We start from the raw sequence: 16,866 nt of genomic DNA on the forward strand, positions 1-16,866 counted from the left end.
GGTCAGTCCTCGTGGCCCCGCTCCTTCTCGTCCATGCGGATCACGCAGATCACCACCGCGAGCAGCAGCGCCGCGTCCGCGTCCTCCCGTACGACGTTCACCGCGTACGTCTCGCGGACCCGGAACCACTTGCGCGACACGTGGGCCAGCAGTTCCCCGTCGTACTCGACGGTGAACTCGCGGTCCAGGATCTTGCCCGTCACGTCGAGCTCGGTGCCCTCGGCCAGGCTGACCCGGTAGTGGTTGCGCAGCAGCGAGAGCCGCTTGCGGCGGACCTTCGCGAGGATCTGGTCGTCCCGCTCGATGGTCATCGCGTCGCGCAGGCTGAACATCTTCTCCCGCAGCGTGATCAGCACCCGCCCGGACGGGTCCTTCAGCTCCAGGGTGTCGCGCAGCCGCAGCGCCTTGCCGTCGGCGAGGAAGGCGTGCCGGCCGTCCTCGGTGTCGATCCAGTAGTCGTCACCGATGGCGAAGATCTTGTCCCGCACGAGGTATTTCATGGGGACACCCATGCCCGCGCCGGGACCCCGCCGAACGGCGACACAGGGTGTTCACACCGGGATGGCAAGCTTGAACCATGAACGATGCCGCCCCGGCGCCCACCCCCGCGCCCGCCCCCCGCCGTGCCCGCGTCCGTGCCCCCGAGCTGATCGGCAAGGGTGGCTGGCTCAATACGGGAGGGAAGGAGCTGAGCCTGGCCGGCCTCCGCGGCCGCATCGTGATCCTCGACTTCTGGACCTTCTGCTGCATCAACTGCCTCCACGTGCTCGACGAGCTGCGCGAGCTGGAGGAGAAGCACCGGGACACCGTCGTGATCGTCGGCGTGCACTCGCCCAAGTTCGTGCACGAGGCCGAGCACCAGGCCGTCGTCGATGCCGTGGAGCGGTACGGGGTGGAGCACCCGGTGCTCGACGATCCCGAGCTCGCCACCTGGAAGCAGTACGCGGTGCGCGCCTGGCCCACGCTCGTGGTGATCGACCCCGAGGGGTACATCGTCGCCCAGCACGCCGGCGAGGGCCATGCCCATGCCATCGAGCGGCTCGTCGAGGAGCTGGAGGCCGAGCACGGGGCGAAGGGGACGCTGCGGCGCGGGGACGGGCCCTACGTGCCGCCGGAGCCGGTCGCCACCGACCTGCGCTTCCCCGGCAAGGCGATCGTGCTGCCCAGCGGGAACTTCCTGGTGTCCGACACCACCCGCCACCAGCTGGTCGAGCTCGCCCCGGACGGGGAGGGCGTCGTGCGGCGGATCGGCGGGGAGGGGCAGTTCAAGGAGCCCCAGGGGCTCGCGCTGCTCCCGGACGGGAAGGTCGTCGTCGCCGATACCGTGCATCACGCTCTGCGCGTCTTCGACCCGGTCAGCGGGGACATCGAGTTGCTCGCCGGGACCGGTACGCAGTGGTGGCAGGGGCGGCCGACCTCCGGGCCCGCCCTGGAAATCGACCTGTCCTCGCCGTGGGACGTCGCCTGGTGGCGGGGCAAGGTGTGGATCGCCATGGCGGGCGTGCACCAGCTGTGGACGTACGACCCCGAGACCAGGACCGTGGAGGTCGCGGCCGGGACCACCAACGAGGGGCTCGTCGACGGGCCCGGCGACGAGGCCTGGTTCGCGCAGCCGTCCGGGCTCGCGGCCACCGAGGACCGGCTCTGGGTCGCCGACTCGGAGACCTCCGCGCTGCGGTACGTGGACGTGGAGGGTGTGGTGCACACCGCCGTCGGGACCGGGCTCTTCGACTTCGGGCACCGGGACGGGGCGGCGGGGCAGGCGCTGCTCCAGCACCCGCTTGGCGTCACCGCGCTGCCGGACGGCTCGGTCGCCGTCGCGGACACGTACAACCACGCGCTGCGCCGCTACGACCCGGCCGGCGGTGAAGTGACCACGCTGGCAACGGACTTGAGGGAGCCGAGTGACGCGGTGCTCGCCGGGGACGACATCGTCGTCGTCGAGTCGGCGCGGCACCGGCTGACCCGGCTGCGGTTGCCCGAGGAGGCCGTACGGGTCGAGGCGGTGGCGCACCGCACCCAGCGTTCGGCGACCGAAGTCGCCCCGGGCAGGCTCCGGTTGGACGTCGTGTTCCAGGCGCCCGCCGGGCAGAAGCTGGACACCCGGTACGGTCCCTCGACCCGGCTGCTCGTCTCCTCGACCCCGCCCGAGCTGCTGCTCGCGGGCGAGGGGACCGGCACCGACCTCGCGCGTGAGCTCAGCCTGAATCCGGAGGTCGCCGAGGGCGTGCTGCACGTGTCGGCGATGGCGGCCTCGTGCGACGACGACCCCGAGAACGAGTACCCGGCCTGCCACGTCCACCAGCAGGACTGGGGCGTCCCCGTACGGCTCGCCGAGGGCGGCGTGAGCAGGCTGCCGCTGGTCCTTGCCGGGATGGACGCGGCCGGGGCGTCCTAGCCGGAGCCCGGGCCTCGACCGAAGCCGGCCCCGACCGGCGCCCGGCCCTATCCGAAGGCCGGCCTGAACGGGCCGGTGCGTGGGGTCGGGCCGCACAGGGCCAGGGCGGACGGGCGGCCGTGGGCGTCCAGGACCGGCAGGGTGTTCACGGTGCCGGAGCCGGGCAGCGTCACGCGCACCGTGCTGCCCCGGGCCGGGCAGCCGCGGCGCGGCGCGTAGTGCACCTTCGCGATCCCGTTCGCCCCGGGGTGCAGGGCGAAGGGCTTCGCGAACGGCTTGGCCGGGGTCGAGACGAGCGGGGCGGCCCGGCCGCTGTCGTCGAGGATGCTCAGCGTCGGGGCGCCGTGCAGGACGCAGGTGTGGCCGGAGGTGTTGCGGACCACCAGGACCGCGTCGTCGGCGGCCCGCACGTCGGCGCCGGGCCGGGAGCCGGCCCCGCCGCGGAGGTCGCCCGCGGTGCGGAACGTCAGGGACAGCGCGCTGGGCGAGCAGAAGACGCGGGCGTCCTCACCGCCGTCGCCGGGCTGGCCCGTGCGGGTGTCCGTGCCGGGTATGGACGGCGCCGGGCTTGCGGAGGGTGATACGGGCGGGGTCGCCGAACTGGCGCCGGGCTGCGGGCTCTTCGCGGCGGTGCTCTGGCCGGGTGCCGATACGGACGGGGCGGGCGGCTCGTCCCGCGAAGAGCCGGACCGGGGTGCGCCGGAGCTGTGTGACACCGTTGTCGTACCGGTGCCGGGAGCGGCGGCGGGTACGCGGTCCGTGCAGGCCGTCAGCGCGGCGAGCAGCACGGCGAGGCCGACGACGGCCGTTCCCCTGCCCCTTGCCCCGCGCATCGCGCCCCCGCTCCGAATCAAGCAATCAACTGATCAAGTACATGTGCCGTGTACCGCGTACGAGTACCGCGTATGTGCGCCGAGCACATGTGCCGCACCAGCCTCGTGGGTGTGCCTATCGTTTGGCTAACGTGCCCGTGAAGGCAAGACGTTCGGCACGAGGCGGCGCGTCGTCGCGCGGCCCGCGGACGTACGCGGACGGCGCAAGGGTACGCGGGCCGAGGCCGGGCAAGGTCACGGGGGCCGGGCGGGGCTACGCGGGCGGCAGTGCCGCCAGGTTGGCGCGGGCCGCGGTCGCGCCCTCCTCGTAGCCGTGGTCGTCGGCCTCGCGGGCCGCGTCGGTGAGTTGGCGGCGGGCCTCCTCGGTGCGGCCGAGGCCGGCCAGGGCCTCGCCGTAGCTGGTGCGCAGCAGCACCCGGCGCGGGATCGCCTCGGGGGAGGGGCCGAGTTCGAGGCCGCGCTGGGAGTGTTCCAGGGCCAGGTGGTAGGCGCCGGCGGTGAGGAAGTGCCGGGCCAGGTGCTGGTGGGCGAGCATCTCGGTGGAGCGGTCGCGGGACCGGCCCGCGAGGGTCAGCGCGTGCCCGAGCAGGTCGCCGGCCCGGTCGGCCTCGCCGTACTGGGCGAGGATGAGGGCGAGGTTGATGCGGGCGATGGCCTCGCTGGTGATGTCGCCGGCCTGGCGGGCGAGGTCGGGGGCCTTCTCCAGCTGGGCGAGTGCCTCGTCGTAGCGGCCCTCCTCGTGCAGGACCCAGCCGAGCAGGGCGCGGGTGCGGGACTGCGCGTCGAGCTCCTGCTCCAACTCGGCTGATTCCAGGGCCTGTTCGAGGAGCGGGACCCAGCCGTCGCGGACCCGCCACAGGATCAGCGGCCACTGGAGGAGCACGAGCCGCCAGGCGCGGTCGTGCATGCCGGCGGCGACGGCGGCGGCGATGGCCCCGCGCAGGGTGGCCCGTTCGGCCTCGTACCAGGCGAGCGCGGCCTGGCGGTCCTCGAACTCGCGCACCGCCGCCGGGCGACGGGCTCCGGGCGGCGGTACGAAGCAGGGCTGGCTGCCGGGCTCGGCGGTGGCGGTCGCGACGAGGCCGGTGTGCAGGTAGTGGTCCAGGAGGCGGGCGAGGCCGTCGGGGTCGGCCTCGGGGGCGAGCGCGCGGGCGTAGAGGCGTACCAGGTCGTGGAGGGTGTACGAGTCCGGCCGGGTGCGCGGGTCGTGGCCGTGCGGGCCCGATTCGACGACGAGGTGGGCGGCGGCGAGGCGGTCGAGGGCGGCGGCGGCCTGGTCGGGGGTGCAGCCGGCGAGGGCGGCGGCGGTGTAGCGGTCGAGTTCGGAGCCGGTGTGCAGGCCGAGCGCGCGGAACATCCGGCGGGCCTGCTCGGGCAGTTGCTGCACGGTCAGGCGCAGGGCGGCGGCGACCCCGGTGTCCTCGACGCGGAGCAGCCCAAGGCGGCGCTGTTCGTCGGCGAGTTCACCGGCGAGGGCGGCGAGTGTCCACTGGGGGCGGGCGGCGAGGCGGGCGGCGGTGACCCGCAGGGCGAGCGGTAGGCCGTCGCAGAGCGCGGCGAGACGGGCGGCGGCCTCGGGTTCGGCGGCGACGCGGTCCTCGCCGAGGACGGCGGCGAGCAGCGCGGTGCAGTCGGCGGCGGGCAGTTCGTCGAGGCGGACGGGGCGGGCCGCGTCGGAGGCGACGAGGCCGCCCAGCCGGTCGCGGCTGGTGACCAGGGTGACGCAGTGGTCGCCGCCGGGCAGCAGCGGGCGGACCTGCTCGGAGTCGCGGGCGTTGTCGAGCACGATGAGCATCCGGCGGTCGGCGGTCATCGAGCGGTACAGCGCCCCCATGCCCGCCTCGGTCTCGGGTATGCGCTGGACGGGCACGCCGAGCGCCAGCAGGAACTCCCTCAGTACGACGGTGACTTGGCGGGCCGGGGTGTCGCTGTAGCCGCACAGGTCGGCGAAGAGGCGGCCGTCGGGGAAGTCGCCCTGGCGCTCGTGGGCCCAGTGCACGGCGAGCGCGGTCTTGCCGACCCCGGCGCCGCCGGTGACCACCGCGACCGCGCCGTACTGTCCGGCGGCGGCCAGACCGAGCGCGGTGAGCTCGGCCTGGCGACCGGTGAAGCCGCGGGGCCTGCGCGGCAGCAACTCCGGTATGGAGGCGGCCGGTTCGGGCTCGGCGGCGGCCGGCTCGGACGGGGGGATGACGGGGGTGCCGGTGCGCAGGATCTCGGCGTACGCCTCGGAGAGGGCGGGGCCCGGGTCGACGCCGAGCTCGTCGGCGAGCAGCCGGCGGGTGCGGTGGAACCATTCGAGGGCGTCGGATTGGCGGCCCGAGCGGCTCAGGGCCAGCATCAGCGCGGCCGAGATGGGCTCGCGCAGGGGGTGGGCTACGGCTTCGGTGCGGAGCACGGCGGCGGCCCGGCCGTGCTCGCCGAGCTCCCCGTACGCCTCGGCGAGGGCCTCCACCGAGGCGAGCCTGAGCTCTTCGAGGGTGTGGGACGCGGCTTGCAGGGGCGGGCTGGTGACGGTGCCGGTGAGGGCGGGGCCCTGCCACAGGGCGAGCGCCTCGCGCAGCATGAGCACCGCGTCGCCGGGGCGGCGCTGGCCGCGGGCGAGCGTGACGAGCTCCTCGAAGCGGTGCGCGTCGATGAGGGTCTCGGGAAGCCGGAGGACGTACGCGGGGCCCTGTGTGGCCAGTTCGATGCCGTACGCCTCGGCACCGTGCTCGGCGAGCAGGGCGCGCAGCCGCGATATGTGGCCCTGAAGGACGGTGCGGGAGTGCAGGGGCGGCTCTTCGTCCCACAGGGCCTCGGTGAGGCGTTCCACGGGTACGGCGGTGTTGGGCTGGAGCAGCAGCATGGCCAGCAGGGTGCGGCGCTTGGCGGGGCCGAGCGCGAGGAACGCGCCGTCCTCCGCCGCCACGGCCACCGTTCCCAGGACGCGGAACTCCACGGTGGCGGTACCCCCTTGCTCCCCGTTCCCGGTTTCCTCCGGGCCTGGTCAGGGCCCGGACAGTCGAGGATACGCGGGGTCGAGGGGGTGAGGTTCACGTCCCGGGGCGCAGGTGGCGCGGGTCACGTGAGGTGGTCGACACAGCTGCCCGCGCCGGTCGGGCCGGGTCGGGTCAGCTCAGGTCAGGTGGTCGCGGCGGTCCTCCTCCACGATGGTGGTGGCCGGCGGCAGGAAGCGCCGCCTGCGCAGCACGCTGGTGAAGACGGCCACGCCGATGATGCCGACCGCCATCAGGATCAGGCCCACGACGTCGAGGTTCACACCCCTGGCGTGCCAGTCCGTCGCGAACGTGAGGATCGCCCCCACCGCGATGAGGATGATGCATCCGCCCAGTCCCATGAAGCTCGCCTCCGTACAAGGGGGTTGACTGGCCGGGTACCCGGGCCCGGGAGGGTCAACCCCCTTGTACGGGGCGGTGGTTCAGCTTGTGCGGTGCGGTGGTTCAGGCTGCCAGGAAGGCGGTCAGGGCGTTCGCGAGCAGGTGCGGGTCGTCGGCGCCGCACAGTTCGCGGGCGCTGTGCATCGACAGGATGGCCACACCGATGTCGACGGTCTGGATACCGTGCCGGGCCGCGGTGATCGGGCCGATCGTCGTGCCGCAGGGCATCGCGTTGTTGGAGACGAAGGTCTGCCACGGCACCCCGGCGCGCTCGCAGGCCGCCGCGAACACGGCGCGGCCGGCGCCGTCGGTGGCGTACCGGGCGTTCACGTTGACCTTGAGGATGGGGCCGCCGTTGGCGCGCGGGTGGTGCGTGGGGTCGTGCCGCTCGGCGTAGTTGGGGTGCACGGCGTGGCCGGTGTCGGAGGAGAGGCAGATCGTTCCCGCGAAGGCGCGGGCGCGGTCCTCGTAGGTGCCGCCGCGGGCGAACACCGAGCGTTCCATGACGTTGCCGAGCAGCGGGCCGTCGGCTCCGGTGTCGGCCTGTGAGCCGTCCTCCTCGTGGTCGAAGGCGGCGAACACGGGGATGAAGGGGAGGTCTTCGGAGCCGGACACCGCGGCGAGGGCGGCCGCCCCGGCGTGCACGGAGAGCAGGTTGTCCATGCGGGGCCCGGCCACCAGCTCCCGGTCGCGGCCCAGGTAGGCGGGCGGCTCGACGGAGTGCAGCATCAGGTCCCAGCCGGCCACCTCGCCCTCGTCGAGCTCGGCCTCCTGCTCCAGGAAGCGGATCAGGTCGCCTTCCTGTACGTCGTCGCCGAGGCCCCAGATCGGCTGGAGGTGGCGCTGGCGGTCGAGCTTGAGCCCGTCGGTGTTGACCGAGCGGTCCAGGTGCACGGCCAGCTGCGGTACGCGCAGGAGGGGGCGGTCCACGTTGACCAGGCGGTGGCTGCCGTCCCTCAGGGTGAGGCGGCCGGCGATGCCGAGGTCGCGGTCGAGCCAGGTGTTGAGCAGCGTCCCGCCATAGACCTCGACGGCGACCTGCCGCCAGCCGTACGCCCCCGAGTCGGGCTGCGGCTTCACGCGCAGGTTCGGGGAGTCGGTGTGGGCGCCGACGATCCGGTACGGGGTGTGGGGCTGGGCGTCCTCGGGGACGTACCAGGCCACGATGGCGCCGCCGCGCAGCACGTACTTCCCGCCGTGCGTGCCGTCCCAGGCGTCCGTCTCCTGGACCTGCCGGAACCCGGCCTTCTCCAGGCGTGCGGCCGCGTTGGCCACGGCGTGGTACTGCGACGGGCTCGCCGCGAGGAAGGTCATCAGGTCGTCGGTGTGGCCGCGGTCGAAGCGGGGCGGTGTGCTCATGCGGCCACCCTAGCGGCGCCGCACCCCCGCTCCCCGGGGCTCCGCCCCGGACCCCCAGGGGGCTTGCCCACCCACCCGCCCGTGCAAGGAGTTGGGGTCCGCCCCTGGGGCTGCGCCCCAGACCCCGTTCGCGCCTCAAGGGCGCTCGTCCTCAAACGCCGGACGGGCTGAAATGCCTCTGTGCTGGCCAGCACAGAGGCAGTTAGGGGCGCGGGGAACTGCGCGAGCACCACGTACGGTCCGCAGCCGAACCCGTGCCTCCCCGTACGGAAAACCCTGCTCCCCCGCACACGCGGAACAGAGGCTTCCGGGCACGGGAAGGGGGCCCCTTCCGGGCATGCGGAAAGGGGCCCGGGGTCCGACCACCCCGAGCCCCCGGTACCGCGTGGGCTAGAACGCCGCCTCGTCCAGCTCCATCAGCGAGCCGTCCACCGTCTCGGCCAGCGCACGCGCCGTACCGACACCCGGCAGAACGTTCGCGGCGAAGAACTTCGCGGCCGCGACCTTGCCGGTGTAGAAGGGGACGTCCTTCGCCGAGACGGACGCCGAGGACAGCTTCTCGGCCGCGACAGCCGCACCCTTGAGGAGCAGGTAGCCGACCACCACGTCGCCCGAAGCCATCAGCAGGCGGGTCGTGTTGAGGCCCACCTTGTAGATGTTCTTGACGTCCTCACCGGTCGCCGTCAGGTCGGTGATCATCGTGCCGACGATCGCCTCCAGGTCGACGGCCGCCTTGGCGAGGGCGTCGAGCGCGCCGCCCAGCGCCTCGTTGCCGTTCTGCTCGGCGAGGAACTTCTTGATCTCCTCGGAGAGGGTGTTCAGCGCGGCACCCTGGTCACGGACGATCTTCCGGAAGAAGAAGTCCTGGCCCTGGATCGCCGTCGTGCCCTCGTACAGCGTGTCGATCTTGGCGTCACGGATGTACTGCTCGATCGGGTACTCCTGGAGGTACCCGGAGCCGCCGAAGGTCTGCAGCGACTCGGACGACAGCTTCTCGTACGACTTCTCCGAGCCGTAGCCCTTCACGATGGGCAGCAGGAGGTCGTTCAGGCCGATCAGGGACTTCGCGTCCTCGCCCGCCGCCTCCTTCACCTGGATCGCGTCCTGGACGGCGGCGGTGTAGAGGACGAGCGAGCGCATGCCCTCCGCGTACGCCTTCTGCGTCATCAACGAACGCCGTACGTCCGGGTGGTGAGTGATCGTCACCTTCGGCGCGGTCTTGTCCATGAACTGCGAGAGGTCGCTGCCCTGGACGCGCTCCTTGGCGTACTCAAGCGCGTTCAGGTAGCCCGTCGACAGCGTCGCGATGGCCTTCGTGCCGACCATCATGCGGGCGAACTCGATGATCATGAACATCTGGCGGATGCCGTCGTGCTTGTCGCCGATCAGCCAGCCCTTGGCGGGGTGCTGGTCGCCGAACGTCATCTCGCACGTGTTGGACGCCTTCAGGCCCATCTTGTGCTCGACGTTCGTCGCGTACACGCCGTTGCGCTCGCCCAGCTCGCCGGTCTCCCAGTCGAAGTGGAACTTGGGGACCAGGAAGAGCGACAGGCCCTTGGTGCCCGGGCCGTGGCCCTCGGGGCGGGCGAGGACGTAGTGGAGGATGTTCTCCTCCATGTCGTGCTCACCGGACGTGATGAAGCGCTTCACGCCCTCGATGTGCCAGGAGCCGTCCGGCTGCTCGACGGCCTTGGTGCGGCCGGCGCCGACGTCCGAACCGGCGTCCGGCTCGGTCAGCACCATCGTGGAGCCCCAGCGCTTCTCGACCGCGATCTCGGCGACCTTCTTCTGCGCCTCGTTGCCCTCGGCGAAGAGGATGCCGGCGAACGCCGGGCCCGAGGAGTACATCCAGATCGCCGGGTTCGAGCCGAGGAGCAGCTCCGCGTACGCCCAGATCAGGGAGCGCGGCGAAACGGTGCCGCCGATCTCCTCGGGCAGGCCCAGGCGCCAGTACTCGGAGTCCATGAACGCCTTGTACGAGCTCTTGAAGGACTCCGGGACCGGCGCGGTGTTGGTCGCCGGGTCGAAGACCGGCGGGTTGCGGTCGGCGTCCGCGAAGGAGTCGGCCAGCTCGTTCTCGGCGAGACGGGCTATCTCCTCCAGGATCGACTTGGCGGTGTCGACGTCCATCTCCCCGAACGGGCCGGTGCCGTACAGCTTGTCGCGTCCGAGCACCTCGAAGAGGTTGAACTCGATGTCGCGGAGATTCGACTTGTAGTGCCCCATGGCGACGGCTCCGTAAGCAGGGTGTCGGTTACATCTACCAGCAAGTAGGTCAGTACCTCCGATGATGCTACCCACCGGTAATAACGCGCAACCTTTGGCCGAGAACTGTGACGCGTCAGGCAGAGAAACTCCGCTGGGCCGGGTGCTCCCGGTGGGGCGAGCCCCCCAGCGCCGCCGTGAGCGCCCGCGCGGTGGCCGTATTGCAGTTCCCGAGCAGCACGAGCGGGGGCGTGCCGAAGTCCCGCCCGAGCGAGGGCAGCGTGATCCCGTGCCCGGCGAGCGCGGCCCGCAGCTCCATGACGACCTTGTACGTGTCGTCCTGGCGGGAGGGGAGGGGGGTGGACGCGGTCATGGACGCCTCCTGTGAGTGCGGTGTGTGACGAACTCCTCACAGAGTGGCGCCGAGTCCTTTACCTTCGGAAGTGGTTCGCGTTACACCCGGCAACTGGCAAATGGCGGTGGTGAGTTGTGCCCCCTCGCAAGGACACGGACGCGTCGGCGAACGTGCCGTCCTTCTACGGTGCGGAGCTGCGCTACAAGCGCGAGGCGGCGGGCCTCACGCTTGAGCAACTGGCCGAGGGCAGCTTCCGCGGCGTGCCGTTCCTGAGCCAGATCGAGCGCGGCGAGCGCCGTATGCCGCTGGATCTGGCGAAGCACGTGGACGAGCGCCTCGGCACGGACGGCTTTTTCCAGCGCCGCTGTGAAGACGCCCGCCGGGCGAAGCAGTCCGGACATGCGGAGTACTTCGCTGATGTTGCGGAGATGGAGCGAGGGTCGGAGACCATTGAGGAGTGGGCGCCCATGCTGGTGCCGGGGCTGTTGCAAACCCCGGAGTACGCAAGGGCGATCGTGCGGGCGGCGATGCCCCGCGCCGCTGGCGATGAGGTCGAGGAGAAGGTGTCGGCCCGCATGGCACGGGTCTCGCTCTTCGAGCAGGACCAGCCTCCGGAGTTCTGGGCGATCCTCGATGAGTCGGTGGTCCGGCGGCGGGTGCTGCCGCCGTTGCAGATGGCCGAACTGCTGGAGCACATCGCCGAGGTGATCCACGCTACGCGCGGCATTTTGCAGATCGTGCCGGAAACAGTCGCTTCCCATCCGTTCATGATGGGGACTGCCAGGGTGATGACTTTCCCTGATGCGCCCCCCGTTGCCTACATGGAGGGCCTGCACAGCGGTCAACTCGTCGACTATCCGGCCCTCGTGAAGCAATACCGGAGGTCGTACGATCTGCTCAGGGCCGCCGCTCTGTCCCCCCAGGCGTCCCTCGCCATGATCGAAAAGACGGCAGAGGACTTCCGAAATGGCAAGCAGCGATGTTGATTTGACCGGGGCGTTCTGGCGCAAGAGCAGCTACAGCAACGGCACAGGCGGCGAGTGCGTCGAGGTGGCCGAGGGTTTCCTTGGCGCGGCCCGCTGGCGCAAGAGCACGTACAGCAACGCCACCGGCGGTGACTGCGTCGAGGTCGCCGACAACCTCCCCGGAGTTGTCCCCGTCCGGGACAGCAAGGTCACGGGCGGGCCCGCGCTGATCATCGCAGCCAGCGCCTGGGCGCCCTTCGTCGAGGCGGTCAAGGGCGCGGCGCTTCGCGCCTGAGACGCGGTGTTCGGCGGCACCCCGCGTCGGTAGGCTGGGCGCCATGTACGGCTACGACCAGCACGCAGGCGGACCCGGCGCCCAGCAGCAGTACGCCCCGCCCCAGCAGCAGATGCAGGGTGGGTACGGGGAGCAGCCGCTGTACCCCGAGCCGTCGCCGCCCTCGCTGGCCGACGCGGTGCGGGCGTTCACGACCGGGTCGCTCTCGGCCGAGGACTTCCAGCAGATCTTCGCCTCGTCCAAGGTGTACTGCCCGCGCGGCGACAACCCCGGGTTCCTGGCGCTGCACAACACCCAGCAGCCGGTCATCCCGATGTTCACCTCGCTCAAGGAGCTGCGCCGGTACGCGGGCAAGGAGTCGAAGTACTTCGTCATCACCGGCGCCGAGGTCATCGACCTGCTGCCCACCGGGTACGGCTTCGTGCTCGACATGGAGGGCGACCACCGGATGGTCTTCGACGCGAAGGCCGTGGAGCAGATGGTCGACTTCGCGATGCGGCGGATGTACGGATAGCCCGCCCTTTGAACGACTGAACGGCCTCGCTTTCGGGCCCGTACCCCTTGGGGTGCGGGCCCGAAGTGCGTCCGGGGCCGGGCGGGAATGGGACCGCCTTGCAGGATGTTCACCATTCAACTACTTTGGATGCAGAGCATCCCCGCAAGGAGGGCCGTCCCATGCCTGCTGTGACCGTCGAAAACCCGCTGACCCTGCCGCGCGTATCCGCGCCGGAGGGAGCCTCGGCGCGGCCCGTTCTTGCCGTGACCACCGCGCCCCAGGGGTTCGAGGGGGAGGGATTCCCGGTGCGCCGCGCGTTCGCCGGGATCAACTACAAGTACCTCGACCCGTTCATCATGATGGACCAGATGGGTGAGGTGGAGTACGCGCCGGGCGAGCCCAAGGGCACCCCGTGGCACCCGCACCGCGGCTTCGAGACGGTCACGTACCTGCTCGACGGCACTTTCGTGCACCAGGACTCCAACGGTGGCGGCGGCACCATCACCGACGGCGACACCCAGTGGATGACGGCGGGCTCCGGGCTGCTGCACATCGAGGCGCCGCCGGAGTCGCTCGTCATGTCCGGCGGGCTCTTCCACGGGCTCCAGCTGTGGGTCAACCTGCCGGCCGCCGACAAGATGAAGGACCCCCGCTACCAGGACATCCGGGGCGGCCAGGTCCAGCTGCTCACCTCCGAGGACGGGGGCGCGCTGCTCCGGGTCATCGCGGGCTCGCTCGACGGGCACGAGGGGCCGGGCATCACGCACACCCCGATCACGATGGTGCACGCCACGCTGCGGCCGGGCGCGTCCGTCACGCTGCCGTGGCGCTCCGACTTCAACGGGCTCGCTTACGTGCTGGCCGGGCGCGGCTCCGTGGGGACCGAGGGGAGGCCCGTCCACATGGGCCAGACCGCGGTGTTCGGGGACGGTGGCTCGCTGACCGTACGGGCCGACTCCCGCCAGGACTCCCACGCGCCCGACCTGGAGGTCGTGCTGCTCGGCGGCCGCCCGATCCGCGAGCCGATGGCCCACTACGGCCCGTTCGTCATGAACACGCGGGCCGAACTGGAGCAGGCCTTCGAGGACTTCCAGAAGGGCCGGCTCGGCACGATCCCGGCGGTCCACGGCATGTAACCCCGGTCCCGGCGCACCCCGGTGCGCCGGTGCGGCTGGTGTAACTGACGCCGCGTCACCCGGGCGGACCGTACCCCGCGCGACCCCGGACGTCCCGTGGTCCGCTGGCAGGGTGGACACACGCACCCTGCTCCCCGAACCTGCCCGGCGGCTCGGCGCGTGGTGCGTGCTCGTGCTGCTCGTCGCCGGGGTCGTGGGCGTCGGCGCCTGGCTCTGCATCGTGTTCAAGACCGCCGTCACCCCCGTGCTGCTCGCCCTGCTCGGGACCGCGCTGCTCGGGCCCGTGCACCGGTGGCTGATCCGGATGAAGCTGAAGCGGTCGCTCGCCGCCGCGATCACCTGCGTGGCGCTGGTGGGGGTCGTCGGCGGGGCCGGGTACGTCGTGGTCAGTGCGCTCATCGACACCGGGGACCAGATCGTCGCCTCGCTCAAGCAGGCCGGGCAGTGGGTGGCCGATCACTTCGGGGTGGCCGGCGGGGACGGCGTCACCAACCTCGCCGACAACGCCAAGCGGCTGCTTTCCAAGTTCGGGGCGGGCGCGGCCAGCGGGCTGCTCGAAGGGCTCAGCCTGCTCGGCTCGCTCCTCGCCACCAGCGTGCTCGCGCTCCTGCTCACCTTCTTCTTCCTCAAGGACTCCGACCGGGCCGTCGGCCTCGCCCACTCCCTCGCCCCGCGCGGCGCCGGCGACACCGTCGAGGCCATGGCCCGCCGCGCCTTCGAGGCGGTCGAAGGGTTCATGCGGGGGACCACGATCATCGCGTTCATCGATGCCGTATGCATCACGTCGGGGCTGGTGATTCTGCGGGTGCCCGGCGCCATCGGGCTCGGCGCGCTCGTCTTCATCGGGGCGTACATCCCCTACCTCGGCGCCTTCGTCTCCGGGGCCGTCGCCGTGCTCGTCGCGCTCGCCGACCGCGGGTTCGGCATCGCGCTGTGGACGCTCGGGATCGTCCTCGCCGTGCAGCAGCTCGAAGGGCACATCCTGCAGCCCGTCATCCAGAGCCGCACCGTCCAGATGCACCCCGCGATGATCATGATCGCGCTGACCGCGGGCGCCAGTGTCGCGGGGCTGATCGGGATGCTGCTCGCGGTGCCGGTCGCGGCGGCGGCCTTCGCGGTGCTCGGGGAGCTGCGGAAGCGCTACTCCGCGGACGGGCCGCCGGAGCCCGCCGGGCCGCCCGCCGCACCCTCCCCACCCGTCTCGTAGAGCTCGAACCAGATCGACTTCCCGTCGCCCCTCGGGTCGACCCCCCACGCGTCCGCCAGCATCTCCATCAGGATCAGGCCGCGGCCACTGGAGGCCATCTCGCCGGGGCGGCGCCGGTGCGGGAGTTCGTCGCTGGCGTCGGCCACCTCGACGCGCAGGCGGCGGGTGCCGAGCGGGCCCCTCGCCTCCGCCACGAGCAGTGCGTCGCCGTCGGTGTGGACCAGGACGTTGGTGACCATCTCGGAGATCATCAGGACCGCCGAGTCGACCTGCTCCTCGTCCGCCCAGTCGTGCAGGAGCTCGCGCAGTTGCTTGCGGGCGCCCGCGATCCGCTCCGGTTCGGTCTGGGCGACGGTCAGCGCGGTGCGGCGGACCGGGGTGGGCGGGGCCGCCCCGGCGCCACCCGTGACGTTGCGGCGGAGCAGCAGCAGCGCGATGTCGTCCTCGCGGCGGTCGACCAGAGGGCCCGTGGTGTGGTGCGAGGAGGGGCCGTGCACGGCCTGGACGAGTTCGTCGGCGAGCTGTTCCAGGCTGTCGCCGGTGTGCTTCTCCAGGACCGGCCGCAGCCGTGTCCAGCCGCTGGCCATGTCGTGGCCGCCGGTCTCGATCAGGCCGTCCGTACAGATCATGATCGTCTCGTCGGGGTCGAGGACGAGCCGGGTCGTGGGGTAGTCGGAGTCGGCCTCGATGCCCAGCGGGAGGCCGCCCGCGGTGGGGCGGATCAGGGCGGTGCCGTCGGCGGTGCGGATCACCGGGTCGGGGTGGCCGGCCCGGGCGATGTCGAGGGTGCCGGTGGCCGGGTCGACCTCGATGTACAGGCAGGTGGCGAAGCGCGGCGCGTAGTCCTCGTACCCGTCGCCGTGGGGGTCGGGCACCCCGTACGACTCGGTGATCCCGTACAGGAAGCGGGAGGCGCGGGAGAGGACCGCGTCGGGGCTGTGGCCCTCGCTCGCGTACGCCCTGAGCGCGATGCGCAACTGGCCCATCAGGCCCGCGGCCCGCACGTCGTGGCCCTGCACGTCGCCGATGACCAGGGCGAACCGGCCTGCGCCGGTCCCCGTACGGGAGCCGGGCAGCGGGATCATGTCGTACCAGTCGCCGCCGACCTGGAGGCCGCCGCCGGTCGGGACGTAGCGGGCGGCCACCGTCATGCCGGGGATCTCCGGGCCGAGCGTCGGCATCATCGAGCGCTGGAGGCCGAGCGAGAGCTCGCGCTCGTTCTCGGCCTCGCCCGCCCTGGCCAGGGCCTGCGCCAGCATGCGGGCGACGGTGGTGAGGACCGAGCGCTCGTCGGGGGTGAAGGCGACGGGGTTCTTGAACGCCGCCATCCAGGCGCCGATCGTGCGCCCCGCGACGATCAGCGGGACGAACGCCCACGACTGGCGGTCGAAGCGCTGGGCCAGCGGCCAGGTGGCGGGGAAGCGGCGCCGGTACTCCTGCGGGGTGGGCAGATAGATCGCCCGTCCGTTGCGTACGACGTCGGCGGCCGGATAGTCCATGTCGAGCGCCATGTCCGCGAACGGCCCGTCGTCCCCGGGGTTGTGCCCGTGGTGCCCGATGATCGTCAGCCGCTCGCCGGCCACCCCGAAGACGGCGAGGCCGTCCGGCGAGAAGCCCGGCATGGAGAGCGAGGCGGCGACCCTGAGCACCTCGGCGGTGGAGCGGGCCTCGGCGAGCGCACGGCCGGCGTCGAGGAGGAAGGCCTCGCGCGAGCGCCGCCAGTCGCCGGTGATGGAGGGGTGGGCGGCGGTGGTGCCGGGCTGCGGCTCGGCGACCTCCTGGATGGTGCCGATCAGGAGGAAGTCGTCGCCGCTGATCATGGGCTTGGAGCGGCTGCGTACGGTGCGCAGGACGTGCCCGTGCTCGTCCATGATCCGCAGCCGGACCTCGGCGAGGGTGCCCTCGGCCAGGGCGAGGTTCACGATGCCGTCGACCTCGTTCCAGTCGACGGGGTGGAAGCGGGAGCGTACGGCCGACTCGCTCAGGGTGGCCGGCTGCGCGGGCAGACCGAGTAGCCGGGCGGCCTCCGCGTCGAGGGTGACCGTCCCGGATGCGTTGTCCCAGCGCCACAGGCCAGTCGCGATCGCGGCCAGGACGTCCTCTGTGCGCATTGCCCCTATTTAAGAAGATCCGAGGACCGGCCGCCACCGTGAAGAGGATGGGGCCGCACTGAGAAGACGACCGGTCGCACCGGTAGGAGTCTCGGTCGCCACGGAGAAATGGGCCCCAGCACCGGG

General features: G+C 72.0%; 14 protein-coding genes. 6 read left to right on the top strand and 8 right to left on the bottom strand.

Features of this window, described 5'->3' with window-relative positions; translation table 11 throughout:
* Window positions 1-2 precede the first annotated feature (2 nt).
* The gene (locus ACWC2B_RS12275; RefSeq protein ID WP_450716396.1) at window positions 3-500 is read right to left on the bottom strand and encodes an LURP-one-related/scramblase family protein; all 498 of its coding nucleotides are present in this window, start codon (window positions 498-500) and stop codon (window positions 3-5) included.
* Window positions 501-577: 77 nt separating this feature from the next.
* Between ACWC2B_RS12275 and ACWC2B_RS12280 the strand changes: the two genes are divergently transcribed.
* Window positions 578-2,398, top strand: coding sequence for an NHL domain-containing thioredoxin family protein (locus ACWC2B_RS12280; RefSeq protein WP_450716397.1), 1,821 nt, complete (start codon window positions 578-580; stop codon window positions 2,396-2,398).
* A gap of 47 nt (window positions 2,399-2,445) precedes the next feature.
* On the opposite strand, the gene ACWC2B_RS12285 is transcribed toward ACWC2B_RS12280, so the two are convergent.
* The 6 genes from ACWC2B_RS12285 to ACWC2B_RS12310 form a co-directional block, all read right to left on the bottom strand.
* Window positions 2,446-3,231, bottom strand: a complete 786-nt coding sequence (locus ACWC2B_RS12285; RefSeq protein WP_450716398.1) for a DUF4232 domain-containing protein — start codon at window positions 3,229-3,231, stop codon at window positions 2,446-2,448.
* Window positions 3,232-3,484: 253 nt separating this feature from the next.
* A complete protein-coding gene (locus ACWC2B_RS12290) occupies window positions 3,485-6,172 on the bottom strand; it encodes a BTAD domain-containing putative transcriptional regulator (RefSeq protein WP_450716399.1) in 2,688 nt (895 codons plus the stop codon).
* A 177-nt stretch (window positions 6,173-6,349) separates the two neighbouring features.
* Complete coding sequence (locus tag ACWC2B_RS12295) at window positions 6,350-6,571, bottom strand: DUF6458 family protein (protein ID WP_450716400.1); 222 nt, start codon at window positions 6,569-6,571, stop codon at window positions 6,350-6,352.
* A gap of 103 nt (window positions 6,572-6,674) precedes the next feature.
* Window positions 6,675-7,970 (bottom strand): M18 family aminopeptidase, encoded by a 1,296-nt coding sequence (locus tag ACWC2B_RS12300; protein ID WP_450716401.1) that lies wholly within the window; start codon window positions 7,968-7,970, stop codon window positions 6,675-6,677.
* 390 nt (window positions 7,971-8,360) lie between these two features.
* The gene (locus tag ACWC2B_RS12305) at window positions 8,361-10,196 is read right to left on the bottom strand and encodes an acyl-CoA dehydrogenase (RefSeq protein WP_450716402.1); all 1,836 of its coding nucleotides are present in this window, start codon (window positions 10,194-10,196) and stop codon (window positions 8,361-8,363) included.
* A 115-nt stretch (window positions 10,197-10,311) separates the two neighbouring features.
* Window positions 10,312-10,548, bottom strand: coding sequence for a hypothetical protein (locus tag ACWC2B_RS12310; RefSeq protein WP_450716403.1), 237 nt, complete (start codon window positions 10,546-10,548; stop codon window positions 10,312-10,314).
* A gap of 116 nt (window positions 10,549-10,664) precedes the next feature.
* On the opposite strand from ACWC2B_RS12310, the gene ACWC2B_RS12315 reads away from it, so the two are divergent.
* From ACWC2B_RS12315 to ACWC2B_RS12335, 5 genes are all read left to right on the top strand, one after another.
* The gene (locus ACWC2B_RS12315; protein WP_450716404.1) at window positions 10,665-11,516 is read left to right on the top strand and encodes a helix-turn-helix domain-containing protein; all 852 of its coding nucleotides are present in this window, start codon (window positions 10,665-10,667) and stop codon (window positions 11,514-11,516) included.
* On the top strand, window positions 11,497-11,790 hold the full coding sequence (locus tag ACWC2B_RS12320) for a DUF397 domain-containing protein (RefSeq protein WP_450716405.1): 294 nt from the start codon (window positions 11,497-11,499) through the stop codon (window positions 11,788-11,790). The genes ACWC2B_RS12315 and ACWC2B_RS12320 overlap by 20 nt, the downstream gene beginning before the upstream one ends.
* A gap of 43 nt (window positions 11,791-11,833) precedes the next feature.
* The gene (locus tag ACWC2B_RS12325) at window positions 11,834-12,304 is read left to right on the top strand and encodes an SseB family protein (protein ID WP_450716406.1); all 471 of its coding nucleotides are present in this window, start codon (window positions 11,834-11,836) and stop codon (window positions 12,302-12,304) included.
* Window positions 12,305-12,465: 161 nt separating this feature from the next.
* Complete coding sequence (locus tag ACWC2B_RS12330; RefSeq protein ID WP_450716407.1) at window positions 12,466-13,422, top strand: pirin family protein; 957 nt, start codon at window positions 12,466-12,468, stop codon at window positions 13,420-13,422.
* Between the two features lie 112 nt (window positions 13,423-13,534).
* A complete protein-coding gene (locus ACWC2B_RS12335; RefSeq protein ID WP_450716408.1) occupies window positions 13,535-14,629 on the top strand; it encodes an AI-2E family transporter in 1,095 nt (364 codons plus the stop codon).
* Here ACWC2B_RS12335 and ACWC2B_RS12340 read toward each other — a convergent pair.
* A complete protein-coding gene (locus ACWC2B_RS12340; RefSeq protein WP_450716409.1) occupies window positions 14,563-16,740 on the bottom strand; it encodes an ATP-binding SpoIIE family protein phosphatase in 2,178 nt (725 codons plus the stop codon). The two genes, ACWC2B_RS12335 and ACWC2B_RS12340, sit on opposite strands and share 67 nt — an antisense overlap.
* Window positions 16,741-16,866 lie beyond the last annotated feature (126 nt).

The sequence above is a fragment of the Streptomyces sp. NPDC001415 genome (assembly GCF_053597395.1).